The following is a 14,163-nucleotide window of genomic DNA, read 5'->3' as shown; positions in this document are numbered from 1 at the left end:
AGTCATCATTACGGCAATTCTGTTGTTCCCATTAAATATCGGTCGCACTCTCTCGCAGCTCCTCTTCCTTCATTGATCGCCCAGACAATTAGACTTTGCCCACGTCGGATATCTCCCGCAGCGAAAACTCCTTCTATATTCGTCCCGAATTTGCCATATTCAGCCTTTGCGTTTGAATATTCGTCTGTTTCAACACCGAATTGTTGAAGAAGAATTTGTTCAGGTCCTGTGAACCCAATCGCAATAAGGACAAGCTGGGCTGGCCACACCTTTTCGGTACCCGGGATTTGTTTTCGAATCTTATGTCCATTTTGATCGAATTGAGTTTCTACATTAATGGTATGAACCTCTTTAACATGTCCATTCTCATCACCAACAAATTTTGTTGTCATGATTGCATAAGCACGCGGGTCTTTTCCAAAAAAAGCTGCCGCTTCTTTTTGACCGTATTCGATTCGGTGGATGACAGGCCACTGTGGCCATGGATTGTCTTCCGCTCTTGTTTCGGGTCTTTTTCCGTAAATGTCAAATTGGACGAGGCTTCTGCATTGATGTCTAATCGACGTTGCAATACAGTCTGTTCCTGTATCTCCGCCGCCGATGACAATGACATCTTTTCCTGAAGCTGAAATATAATTTCCATCTTTATGATTGGAATCCAGCAAACTTTTTGTATTTGCATGTAAAAATTCCATCGCAAAGTGAACGCCTTTGAAATCCCCGCCCGTTTCAACAGGTAATGACCTTGGTTTTAGTGCACCGCAACAAAGAACAACTGCATCAAAATCCTCACGGAGCTTGTTCACTGGATAGTCTTTTCCTATTTCCATATTTGTTACAAATGTTATTTGTTCTTCTATTAATAGATTGATTCGCCGTTCTACAATCCTATATGGAAGCTTCATTTCTGGAATTCCGTAAGTAAGCAGTCCGCCTGGACGGTCATCTCGTTCAAAAACAGTGACATTGTGGCCAACTTTATTTAACTGGTCAGCACAGGCAAGCCCGGCAGGTCCCGATCCGACGACGGCCACCTTTTTTCCTGTTCTTGTTTTTGGCGGCTCGGGTGTAACCCAGCCTTCTGCAAAACCTTTTTCTATAATCGCCCGTTCAACCGTGCGAATGGCAACAGGCGGTTCGTTAATCCCGAGAACGCAGGACCCTTCACAAGGAGCGGGACAGGCGATCCCCGTAAATTCAGGAAAATTGTTCATCTTAAGTTCACGCTCTAGGGCTTCCTTCCATTGTCCTTGATAAACCAGATCATTCCACTCAGGAATTAAGTGGTAAACAGGACAGCCTGATGTCAGGCCATTTAAGTTTGTTCCCATATGACAGGTTGGAATGCCGCAGTCCATGCACCGCGCTCCTTGTTCCTTTACTTTTTCTTCTGATATCGGGAGCGTATAATCCTCCCAATCGTTGATTCGATTTTTTGGATCACGTTCATGTCTTGTTTCCCGTAGAAATTCAATAAAGCCGGTTATCTTACCCAATTTTTTCACTTCCTTTTCGAACCGCTATTTTCAGTCAGCAACTGCTCTTTTCCTTTCTTCAAATGCTTTCATTGCAGCTTCTTTATTGGTAAGTCCTGTGTCAACCAAACGACTAATGGATTGTTGCATTTCAAGGTAATCTTTCGGAATGACCCGAATAAATTTGGATACCACATGGTCCCAATTCTCAAGTATCCGTTTAGCAACCGTACTTTTTGTATAGGCTGCATGCTTTTCAATCATGGCCTTCACACTATTCATCTCATCTTGGTAAACTAATGGTTCAAGAAATACCATTTCTTGATTACATTTCATGCTAAAATCTCCAAGTTCATTAAAGACATAGGCAACTCCACCTGATAGACCGGCGGCAAAATTCCTGCCTGTCGGACCAAGAATGACCACCTGTCCACCAGTCATATATTCACAACCATGATCGCCCACACCTTCTACAACGACGTTTGCACCACTATTACGGACGCAAAACCGTTCTCCGGCTATTCCGCGAATATATCCTTCACCAGATGTTGCACCGTAAAAGGCGACGTTTCCGGTGATAATGTTTTCTTCCGGAACAAAGGTCGATTGTTTCGGAGGATAGACAATAATTTTCCCCCCTGACAACCCCTTTCCGACATAGTCGTTTGAATCTCCTTCAAGAATCAATGTCATTCCTTTGGGAATAAAGGCTCCGAAACTTTGGCCTGCAAATCCGGAAAATCTTAATTGAATCGTATCCATCGGCAAACCTTCCTGGCCATATTTTTTTGAAATTTCACTTCCAAGCAATGTTCCTACGGATCGGTTAATATTTAAAATAGGCAACGATGCCTTTACAGGCTCCCTATGTTCCAGGGCAGGCTCGCACAATGGAATTAACTCCTGTATATCGAGTGTCTCATCAATTCCATGATATTGCGTTCTCGTTGCATAACGGCCGACATGAGCCGGGACATCCGGTTGATAAAAGAGCGGCGTTAAATCAATGCCTTTTGTCTTCCAGTGATCGATCGCTTGATTCGTTTCCAGAACATCTGTGCAGCCGATCATTTCGCTTATCGACCTAAACCCGAGTTCGGACATAATCTCTCGTACTTCATTTGCGATAAAGCTCATAAAACTCATGACATGCTCGGGTTTTCCAGTAAACTTTTTCCTTAATTCGGGGTTTTGTGTGGCTACACCGACCGGACATGTATCAAGATGGCAAACTCGCATATAAATACAACCGAGAACGACAAGCGGTGCGGTTGAGAATCCATATTCTTCGGCACCGAGTAACGCGGCAATGACGATATCCCGGCCTGTCATCATCTTCCCGTCAGCCTCAACAACGATTCGATCACGCAGATGATTCAACATCAAGGTTTGATGCGTTTCCGCGAGTCCAATTTCCCATGGCAAACCCGTATGTGTAATGCCAGTCCTTGGTGCAGCGCCTGTTCCACCGTCATACCCACTGATTAACACCAGATCTGCCCGGCATTTTGCCACTCCTGTTGCAATTGTGCCTACCCCCACCGCTGAAACAAGCTTGACACTGATCCTGGCGTTCGGATTGGCGTTTTTCAAGTTAAAGATTAATTCTGCTAAGTCTTCAATCGAATAAATGTCATGATGCGGTGGCGGTGAAATCAAACCGACACCAGGGGTTGAGCCTCTAACCTCGGCAATCCACGGATAGACCTTTTTACCCGGCAGATGGCCGCCTTCACCGGGTTTTGCTCCCTGTGCGATTTTGATCTGAATTTCATCTGCATTCACCAAATAATAACTGCTTACCCCAAATCTCCCTGAAGCAACTTGTTTAATAGCACTGCGACGCAGGTCGCCATTAGGACTCGGTGTAAATCGTTCCGGTGCTTCACCACCTTCGCCCGAATTGCTTCTGCCACCAATACGATTCATTGCGATCGCGAGGCTTTCATGAGCTTCTTCGCTGATCGACCCAAATGACATTGCCCCGGTTTTAAAACGTTTATATATTTCTTCAACAGGTTCAACTTCTTCAATCGGGATGGGCTGACGATTGTTCTTAAACGCAAGAAGTCCTCTTAAGGACTGTAAATTAGTATTATGATCATTGAGGAGCTTTGAATATTGCTTAAATAGCTGATAATCATTCATGCGGCACGCCTGTTGCAACAAATGGATGGTTTGCGGATTATATTGATGGTCTTCTCCATCTCTCCTCCATTGAAATTCATCGCCGGAATCAAGGGTCTTATCTTGACTTGAAAATGTCTGTTCATTCCTCATTAAAGCCTCTTGAAAAATAGTCTTAAGACCGATACCGCCCAATCTTGAAGCTGTGCGGGTAAAATAACGGTCAATGACATCCATATGAATACCGATCGCTTCAAAAATTTGCGCTCCCCGGTAACTCTGAATGGTTGAAATCCCCATTTTGGATATCACTTTAACAACACCTTTTGTTGCCGCTTTTATGTAACGATGAACGGATTCTTGATAATCTGTGTCACGAAGGTCTCCGTTATTGATCATTTCTTTTAATGTCGCGTACGCAAGATATGGATAAATAGCCTCTGCGCCATAACCGAGAAGGCATGCAAAATGATGAACAACACGAGGCTCTCCCGATTCAACAATCAGACTGACCTTTGTGCGTGTCCCCTTCCTCGTTAAATAGTGATGAAGCCCAGAAACGGCAAGTAAAGCGGGAATTGCCGCCATTTTTCCATTGACTCCCCTGTCAGATAAAATTAAAAGCTTTGCACCATTTTGGATTGATTTATCTGCCTGGTTAAATAGACAATCTAACACTTCTTCTGGATTGACCTTGCCTTTAGTTACATCAAAAAGAATCGAGAGTATTTCTACCCTAAAATCCTCATAAGGGTTAGTACAAAGCTTTGTGAACTGTTTTTCAGTTAAAATCGGTGTGTTTAAGCGGATTTTGCGGCAGCTTTCCGGCTCAGGCTTGACTAAGTTTCTTTCTGCGCCAATAGTTGTTCCAATATCTGTAATAATTTCTTCCTGAGTCGCATCAATCGGCGGATTTGTTACCTGGGCAAACAGCTGTTTAAAATAATTGTATAAAAGCTGCGGCTTTTTTGAGAGAAAAGCAAGCGGTGTATCATTTCCCATCGAACCAATCGGATCAACACCGTCTGTGACCATGGCCTTAAGCATCTTCGTCATTTCTTCATTGGTATAGCCAAATGCAAGCTGCAGTTCAGGGACTGACATTGGTTCATTTCCTTGTACTTCTTGCGGCCCTGGTAAATCATCGAGACTAATTAAATGATCAGTTAGCCAGCTTTTATAGGGGTATTCGGATGAAACTTTGTTTTTAATCTCTTCATCTGGAATAATTCTGCCTTGAACTAAATCAACAAGCAGCATTTTCCCGGGGCGAAGCCGTTCTTTATAGGCTATATCTTCTGGAGGTATGTCAAGGACGCCGATTTCCGAAGATAGAATGATCATATCATCCTTAGTCACATAATACCTCGCTGGCCGCAGTCCATTTCGGTCGAGACAGGCCCCGATTTGTTTTCCATCCGTAAACACTACTGCAGCTGGGCCATCCCATGGTTCCATCAGGCAGCTATGATATTCATAAAATGACCGTTTTTCCTCGCTCATCATTTCATCATTGGCCCATGGTTCGGGAATCATCATCATCGCTGTATGGGCAAGGGAGCGACCGGAAAGTCTGAGAAACTCAAAGCAGTTGTCAAACATCGAAGAGTCGCTCCCTTCTTCATCAATCACCGGCAATACTTTTTCCAATTCACTTTCATTAAAATAGTCAGACCTACATAACATTTCCCGTGCACGCATCCAGTTTACATTCCCTTTAAGGGTATTAAATTCACCGTTATGAATGACATATCGGTTTGGATGGGATCTTTCCCAGCTTGGAAATGTATTGGTACTAAAACGGGAATGGACAAGGGCCATTGCCGTTTTAAAATTGGGATTGTTCAATTCAATATAAAAGGTATCGATCTGTTCTGGAATTAACATTCCTTTATAAACAATCGTACTCGTTGAAAGACTGGCAACATAAAAATGCTCAGATTCTTTAGCCTCCCGAATTTCTTTTTCCGCTCTCCTTCTAATGACATACAGTTTTCGCTCAAAATCCATCTGATCTGTATTGGATGAGGCCGGTGCAATAAAAATTTGCTGAATAAATGGTTTTGATTTCTTCGCTTCCTCACCAAGAAACGAATCATTGACGGGAACTGTTCTCCAGCCTAGGAGTTGTTGCCCTTCTTCTTCGATAATGGTAACCAGTTTTCTCCTTGCGGTTTTTCTTACCTTTGGGTCGGGTGACAAAAAGATCATTCCGACACCGTATTTCCCTTCCTCAGGCAGATCAATATCCTCTTTCTTACATTCTCTTTTTAAAAAAGAGTGGGGAATTTGTGTCATAATCCCTGCACCATCTCCGGTGCTCGTATCGGCACCCTGTCCGCCTCGATGCTCAAGATTACAAAGAATTTTAACCGCCAATTGTACGATTTCATGCGATTTATTTCCCTTTATATTAGCGATAAAGCCAATCCCGCATGCGTCATGTTCATTTTTTGGATCATATAAACCTTGCATCAGAGGATACTGATAATGACTCATCACAAAACCTTCCTTCACAATTAATTCAACTATCTTTAAGATGGTGTAAAATCCAGAAAATATTCTAATCTTGTTTTCTAATACTGGATACAAAGGTTCAATATTTAAAACAAAAAAAGCCTAGTAACATTGATATATCAACGTTACTAGGCTTTTTTCTTTCACATGACCCGCTTGAACATCTTCTCCATCTCATAGGTTGAATAAGAAATGATGATCGGACGCCCGTGCGGACAGGTGAACGGATCGCTCGTTTGCCGCAGTTTATCAAGCAGAGCTCGTATTTCATCGTTTCGCAGGTGATGGTTTGCTTTTATCGAGCCCTTGCAGCTCATCATGATAGCCGCTTCTTCACGGAGCTTTTTAATATCCACCTTTTTCATGGATAGAAGCTGTTCGACCATTTCCTCCATTACTTCCTGCTCGATTCCTGTTGGGAACCACTGCGGATGGGCCCGGACGATATAGGAATTGTGGCCGAACTCCTCGAGGTAAACTCCGACCTTCTCAAGCTCCTCTTTATATTCGTTAATCCTGATGCACTCATCTGTGGAATATTCAAGCGTGATCGGCACGAGCATTTCCTGCAGTTCGTTTTCAACCCTGCCTACCTTTTTTGAGAAGTATTCATATTTAATCCGTTCCTGTGCGGCATGCTGATCAATGATATACAACCCTTTTTCATTCTGGGCAAAAATATACGTTCCATGCATCTGGCCGATTGGATACATAGGGGGAACTCTGGCCGAGATAGAACCCGCTGATTCTTCGCCATGGTCCGCCCTACGAACAGGATCCAAAAAGAATGGTTGCGCTGGCTCGTCATCGAATACAGGAGCAGGCGCTTCAAAATGCGATACTTGAACCTCCGGAATGTTAGCACCGTCACGATTCAGTTTCCCGGGATATTCCAGCTCCTGGATAGTGGGCTCACGAACCATGGTTTTTCCTAATCCGGCAGCCTGCCGCTCTCCATCGGCACGGACAGAACTTTCCTCGCGCACAATATGGTCCAGTTCAAAGGCAGCCTGTTCTGATCTGTCCTGTTCTTTGCGGATATTTTCGGGTCCGCTTGGGATTAGCTCCCTCGTTTTGAATGAGTTCTTTATCGTTTCTGCGACAAGCTGGTTCAGTTCCTGTTCCTTGCTTAGCCGAACTTCCATTTTAGATGGATGTACGTTCACATCAACGAGGATGGGATCCATTTCCAGCGAGAGCAGCGCGATTGGATAGCGGCCGATCGGAAGCAAGGTATGATATCCGTCCAAAATCGAATTAGCGAGCGGATAGTTTTTGATGAACCGCCCGTTTACCATCGTTGAGATATAGCTGCGTGACGCTCTTGTGATTTCAGGCAGGGCGATGAATCCTTTCACGGTAAAATCAAGCGAGCTTCCTTGCACCGGTATCATTTTCTTTGCAATATTGATGCCATAGATCGCCGCTAGCACTTGCAGGACATCACCGTTTCCAGTTGTATGAAGCAGTTTCCTGTCATTATGGATCAGGCGGAATGATACCTCGGGATGGGCCAGGGCCAGCCGGTTGGCCACATCTGTGATGTTCCCAAGTTCGGTGTGGATTGTTTTCATATACTTTAAGCGGGCCGGGGTATTATAAAACAAATCCGATACGGTGATATCGGTGCCTTTACGGCTTGAAGCAGGTTCGAGTTCCTTGACGGCGCCGCCCTCAAGGACAATCCTCTTCCCCGCCCCGTCGCCGGTGCTGCTTTTCAGCTCGAAGCGGGATACGGAGGCTATGCTCGGCAGCGCCTCGCCGCGAAAGCCCAATGTACGGATTCTGAATAAATCACTTTCATCTTTTATCTTGCTCGTGGCATGCCGCTTAAATGCCGTTTCCACATCGTCAGGCAAGATCCCGTCGCCATTATCGATGATACGGATTCTGGAAAGACCCGCTTCCTCCAGCTCAATTTCGACAATCGTGCTGTTTGCGTCGATGGCATTTTCAACAAGTTCCTTTACAACTGAGGCAGGTCGTTCAACCACTTCTCCGGCCGCTATTTTATTGGATAATGCCTCATCAAGCTGAACTATTTTCCTCACGTCAAAGATCGCCTCGCTTTACTTGCTTATTTCAGTTTTTTTTGCAGCTTGTATAACAGATTCAGTGCATCAAGCGGTGTCATCTCGAGTATCTCCATCGTCTTCAACTCGTCCAGCACCTTTTTTTCCTTTGCAGCAGGCACTTTTTTATCGGGAATGGCAGCTTCTTCAAAGAATGACAGCTGGGCTTCGCTTTCTGCTGCAGCTGCTTTCGTTTCCCTAGAGGATGCATTTGGTTCATTATACAAAGTTCTTTCTTTCTTTTGGTCCGTTTCGTTTAATTGGCCTGGCCTGTCTGAGCGGCTGCCTTTTTCAAGCTCGGTCAAGATTTCATTCGCACGGTTGATCAAAGATTTTGGCAATTCCGCGAGCTGGGCAACATGGATGCCGTAACTTTTGTCAGCGGAGCCTTCCTTGATTTTATGAAGGAATACAACGTTTCCGTTTTGCTCCACGGCGCTTACATGGATATTCTTCAGGCAGGCGAGTGTGTCCGATAATGCTGTCAGCTCATGGTAATGCGTGGAAAAGAGGGTTTTAGCCCCGATTTTTTCATGGATATGCTCAATGATTGCCTGCGCGAGCGCCATTCCATCATACGTGGAAGTGCCGCGGCCGATTTCATCAAACAGGATCAGGCTGTTTTCGGTAGCATGAACGATCGCATTTTTTGCTTCGAGCATTTCGACCATGAACGTACTCTGCCCGGAAATTAAATCATCCGCAGCGCCGATTCTTGTAAATATTTTATCGAAAATAGGCAGAACCGCTTCACCTGCTGAAACAAAACAGCCGATCTGGGCAAGGATAGCCGTAAGTGCGACCTGTCGCATATAAGTGCTTTTCCCCGACATATTCGGCCCGGTAATGAGCAGCATCTCTCGTTCGCTGTCCATATAGCAATCGTTTGGAACGTATTCCTGAGACTGCAGCACTTTTTCGACAACCGGATGGCGCCCATCCTTCAAAATCACTTTCCGTTCATTGGAAAATACCGGTTTAACGTAATGCCTTTCCTCACTGATGGTCGCAAAGCACTGCAGCACATCGAGCTCGCTGATTGCCCTCGCCAAGGCCTGAAGGCTGGGAATATGCGCTTTGACCTGTTCACGGATTTCCAGGAACAAATCGTATTCAAGGCCGATGCTTTTTTCTTCAGCCTGGAGGATGAGCGCTTCTTTCTCCTTTAAGTCAGGAGTGATAAAGCGCTCGGCGTTCGTCAACGTTTGCTTCCGCTCGTATCTTTCCTCTTCCAGAAGGTGAAGATTTGCCCTTGTTACTTCAATATAATAACCGAACACACGATTGTAGCCAATCTTTAACGATTTGATGCCTGTCCTATCCCTCTCTGCCCGTTCAAGCTGGGCAATCCACGTTTTTCCGTTTCTGCTCGCATCACGGTACGTGTCCAGCTCTTCGTTAAAACCGTCCCTGATGATATTACCCTCTTTGACAGAGAGCGGTGGATTTTCATTCAATGACGTTTCCAGTAAATCAGTGACTTCCTCGCACGGATCCAGTTTTTCAGCGAGAACGCCAATCCGTTCACTATCCATTGAAGTTACTATCTCCCGGATCACGGGAATTTGCCGCAGCGACCGCTTCAACTGGAGTAAATCGCGCGCATTTACATTGCCAAAAGCGACCCGGCCCGCTAGCCGCTCTAGATCATAAACCTCTTTCAAATGCTCACGAAGATCCTGCCGCTCGAAATAGTGGGTTTTTAAAATTTCAACGAGGGCTTGTCTCGTTTCAATTTGCTTTCGATCAATCAACGGCCTTTCAATCCACTGCTTTAGCAATCTACCGCCCATCGCCGTTTTCGTTTCATCGAGCAGCCAGAGCAGGGAGCCCTTTTTTCCTTTGGAGCGTATCGTTTCGGTAAGCTCCAAATTACGCTTCGAAAAAAAATCAATTTTCATAAATGAATTGGTTTCATAAGGCAGGACCGGCTGGAGGTGGTCAAGGCTGCGTTTTTGCGTCCTGAATAGATAATGCAGCAGCCTGGAGACAGCGGCACGCTGTTTTCGCTCCTGTAAGAACGTAAGCAAAGACACAAACTCCATGCTTTCTTCGGCTGAATCTTCAAAAGAAAGGGCAGCCACTTCCCTTTCCTTCATTTTCTTCTGCCATTCAGATGGAAAGTCATTGCCAATAACGACTTCCTTGGCACCAAGGATCGAAAGCTCATTGTACATATCATCAAAGCCGCCCTCAAGAATGGTGACTTTGTTTTCACCAGTCGACAAATCATTGTAGGCCAGCCCAAATGTTCCATCCGCAAAATCGGTAATCGAAGCAATGAAATTGTTTTCCTTTTCAACGAGGCCCTTGCCGTCCATCTTCGTCCCGGGCGTGATCAGCTGGACTACCTCGCGCCGGACTACCCCTTTGGCTTGCTTTGGATCCTCCGTCTGTTCACAAATCGCTACCTTATAGCCTTTTTCTATTAAAATATCAATATACCCTGCAGCAGAATGATAGGGGACACCGCACATGGGAATCTTATCTTCCCCGCCGCCTTCCCTGCTTGTCAACGTAATCTCTAGCTCCTGTGATGCATTCAAAGCATCCTCAAAGAACATTTCGTAAAAATCTCCCAAACGGAAAAATAAAAAGGCATCCTGGTACTCTGCCTTGACTTTTAAATATTGCTGTATCATTGGCGTATATGAAGCCATCGTTTCCAAAACCTTTCCCGCAAAAAATATTCCCTATGTAATCAGTGTACTTTATTATAACATATTAGAAATTACAGTCGAAAAATAAAGCCGGATGAAGCCAGGTTTCATCCGGTGATTACAGCGTATCCAATTCTTACTGACCTGATGTGAAACGGCAGGCAAGCTTAATTTGATGCAACCTTTTTACTCATCTTCAAAATCAACAAGGAAATCCGGATTCAAATCTTCGAATTCATCATCTGAGTCGAAGTCCCAGTCATCATCATTGCAGCCATCCGGATTAACAGCGACACATACTTTTGTTTCCCCGATCACTTCGACAAAGAACTCTCTTTCCACCTGGACGATGATTTTTTGACCACATGGCGAGATGCTGGCTTCAATACAGTTCGGCTGCTGAACTGCTTTTGCGATGACATCATCGTCATCGTGGTAGTCTGGATCGCGGTACTTCAGTGAAACGACATCAGTATAATGAACTTTTTCACACACAAGCTCGGTTTTAGTATTATGCTGTGAAGAATACCAGACATTAATCTCAAATGTTCCGCGGATTTCCACTTTCTTGCCGACCTTTTTTGCCTCGTACTTATGGTTGATGATCCAGCAACCTAGAATGCTCGAGGGATGATGAGCCGGGGAAATGGTGTGTGAGGACTTTGTATATTTTCGTCCTTTTGCCACCACCGCTTTAGTTATAATCTCTCTATAATCTGACATGCTAGCGAACCCTCCTCATACAGTTTCCATTCATCCTATGCAGGTTAAAAGTCTAGTGTGCGAATAATTTTTGCGTAAAAGAAACTGAATGTAAATATCGTAATCTACACTATTTTATGCGGACATTCCGGGATATGTGTCACGATTTAAGGGTAATCGTATTACTGGCATCATTCATTCTTTGATAATTCTAGACTAAATCGCCGGAAAACCCCCCGTAACCAATTCCGGACAATCAATTTAAAGTGCTTGTCAAAACGGAATATAGACCATCGGAAGTTGTATTCATCCTCCAGCCGCATCATAATAATGGCGGACCGGAGTCCTGTATCTTAACATTTGTAATGAAGTGGGGACAATAAAAAAGCTGCCTGTCACTGATGCATATCAGGACAGGCAGCTTTTATTCCATTTAGTTAAACGTCAAGCTTTACCATTTAGCTTTGTGATCTTTCCATAAGAACGGTTTATCAGCAGCTTTTTCCGCCGGCACGGACTTTAGATCCGGTTTCGCCGCTTAGCAAATTGCCGTCGGTCGATTCGATAATCAAGTCGGTGACCGTGTTGGAGACCTGGGAAGCGACCATCTGCAGCAAATCGTTTACATCAATCTGTGACTGCTTGAACTCCTGAACAATTGGAAGCTCATCCAACTCCTGCTCAAGAGCATCGAGCTTTGCCTGGACTTGGGTATAAGCCTTTTCTTTTCCATAATTCTGGAAGTTTACAGCTTGCTTTTGCAGGCTTTTGATGCTGGCAATCATCTCGCGGACTTTTTGGTTTTCATTAATTTGTGCTTCAGCACGCTTAAAGAAATCAACTTCCTCTGTTTCTGCAATCATGTTTGCAAGGTCCCCCGCTTTTGCGAGGATGTCGTCTTTCGTATATTTACCCATATCATTCCACCCCAACCGCTGTAGCTTCTTCAACCATTTCCCCTTTTAACGACCATGTTTTGGCTTCGATAATTTTCACCTTAACAATTTGGCCAACGGTGGATTTAGGTCCGATGAAGTTTACAAGCTTATTCTTTCTGGTATAACCGGCTAACACATCCGGATTGTTTTTGCTTTCGCCTTCAACAAGCACTTCCACGATCTCGCCGTCGATTTCTTTCATTTTCCTCGCAGAAAACTCGTTTACCAATGCGTTTAGGCGCTGCAGGCGTTCTTTTTTTACTTCCATGGGAACATTATCCTTCATTTTTGCGGCGGGTGTTCCCTCGCGCGGTGAATAGATGAATGTATAAGCAGAATCGTAGCCGACCTCTCTGTAAAGAGAGAGGGTTTCCTCGAATTGCTCCTCTGTTTCATTCGGATAGCCGACAATGATGTCAGTCGTCAACGCGACATCGGGAATCGCAGCTTTAATTTTTCTGACCAGCTCTAAATACTTTTCACGAGTGTATTTACGCGCCATGATTTTAAGGACATCGGTACTTCCCGATTGAACCGGAAGATGGATGTGTTCCACAAGGTTGCCGCCTTTGGCAAGCACTTCTATCAGGTAATCATCAAAATCGCGCGGATGGCTTGTCGTAAAGCGGATACGCGGGATATCAATTTTGCGGATTTCATCCATCAAATCGCCAAGGCCGTATTTCACGTCGGCCAAATCCTTGCCATAGGCGTTTACATTCTGGCCAAGGAGGGTGATTTCCTGATACCCCTGGGCAGCAAGATGGCGCACTTCCTGGATGATGTCTTCCGGACGGCGGCTGCGTTCCTTGCCGCGTGTATATGGAACGATGCAGTACGTACAGAATTTATCACAGCCGTACATGATGTTAACCCACGCTTTTGTCTGGCCTTTGCGCACTTTCGGAAGGTTTTCGATGACATCCCCTTCCTTTGACCAAACTTCAATCACCATTTCCTTTGACATATAGGCATCATTTAAAATGTGAGGCAGACGGTGAATATTGTGGGTCCCGAAAATCATATCGACAAACGGATGCTTGGAAAGAATCCGGTTTACCACTGATTCTTCCTGGGACATACAGCCACAAACACCAAGCAGAAGGTCTGGCTTTTCCGTTTTCAATGCTTTCAAGTGGCCAAGCTCGCCAAACACTTTATTTTCTGCATTTTCACGGATGGCACAGGTGTTCAAAAGGATCACGTTTGCATCCTCCACCGATTCGGATGGCTCATAGCCAAGTGCCATGAAAATGCCGGCCATAACTTCCGTATCATGCTCGTTCATCTGGCAGCCGTATGTACGGATGTAAAATTTCCGCCCCTCGCCCATACCGCGGAATTCTTCCGGAATCGCAAAGTCATCCTGGTATTTTACTTCTTCTTTCCCGCGTTTTTTTGCTTCTTTCAAGGAAGGCGGAACATATACGGCTTGAAAGTACTTGCTGTAATCCTTTTCGGATTTTTTGTCCGCTGGTTTTTCAGCTTGTACTTGCCCCGATTCCAAACGTTGTTTTTCGTTCATAATAAGCCCCTTTCGGAAAAGTTGATTCTAAAGATCCAACAACTTTATTTTTTCATTATGTTTTTCAAATTGTGTTCAAAGCTTTACACATTACTAAAGTATAATCCTTTTAAAGCTAAGAAACAACACTTCAGACATCCCGCTTTG

At 44.7% G+C, this 14,163-nt stretch carries 7 protein-coding genes; all 7 read right to left on the bottom strand.

What is annotated here, in order from left to right:
* Positions 1–8 precede the first annotated feature (8 nt).
* Positions 9–1,496 carry a glutamate synthase small subunit gene (gltD, locus tag ELQ35_RS09365; protein ID WP_126864552.1) on the bottom strand — a complete coding sequence of 496 codons (1,488 nt, stop codon included), beginning with the start codon at positions 1,494–1,496 and terminating at the stop codon, positions 9–11.
* 30 nt (positions 1,497–1,526) lie between these two features.
* On the bottom strand, positions 1,527–6,101 hold the full coding sequence (gene gltB / locus ELQ35_RS09360; RefSeq protein ID WP_126864551.1) for a glutamate synthase large subunit: 4,575 nt from the start codon (positions 6,099–6,101) through the stop codon (positions 1,527–1,529).
* 161 nt (positions 6,102–6,262) lie between these two features.
* The gene (gene mutL, locus ELQ35_RS09355) at positions 6,263–8,170 is read right to left on the bottom strand and encodes a DNA mismatch repair endonuclease MutL (RefSeq protein ID WP_126864550.1); all 1,908 of its coding nucleotides are present in this window, start codon (positions 8,168–8,170) and stop codon (positions 6,263–6,265) included.
* Positions 8,171–8,196: 26 nt separating this feature from the next.
* Positions 8,197–10,851: a DNA mismatch repair protein MutS gene (mutS, locus tag ELQ35_RS09350; RefSeq protein ID WP_126864549.1), complete on the bottom strand. Its 2,655-nt coding sequence runs from the start codon at positions 10,849–10,851 to the stop codon at positions 8,197–8,199.
* 186 nt (positions 10,852–11,037) lie between these two features.
* Positions 11,038–11,574, bottom strand: a complete 537-nt coding sequence (cotE, locus tag ELQ35_RS09345) for an outer spore coat protein CotE (protein WP_126864548.1) — start codon at positions 11,572–11,574, stop codon at positions 11,038–11,040.
* A gap of 470 nt (positions 11,575–12,044) precedes the next feature.
* Positions 12,045–12,470 (bottom strand): YlbF/YmcA family competence regulator, encoded by a 426-nt coding sequence (locus ELQ35_RS09340; protein ID WP_126864547.1) that lies wholly within the window; start codon positions 12,468–12,470, stop codon positions 12,045–12,047.
* 1 nt (position 12,471) lies between these two features.
* Positions 12,472–14,016 (bottom strand): tRNA (N6-isopentenyl adenosine(37)-C2)-methylthiotransferase MiaB, encoded by a 1,545-nt coding sequence (gene miaB / locus ELQ35_RS09335; protein ID WP_126864546.1) that lies wholly within the window; start codon positions 14,014–14,016, stop codon positions 12,472–12,474.
* Positions 14,017–14,163: the final 147 nt, after the last annotated feature.

The organism is Peribacillus cavernae (genome assembly GCF_003989135.1).
GTDB lineage: Bacteria > Bacillota > Bacilli > Bacillales > DSM-1321 > Peribacillus > Peribacillus cavernae.
The sequence above is the reverse complement of the archived record's forward strand: the minus strand, read 5'-3'. Positions and strand labels throughout refer to the sequence as shown.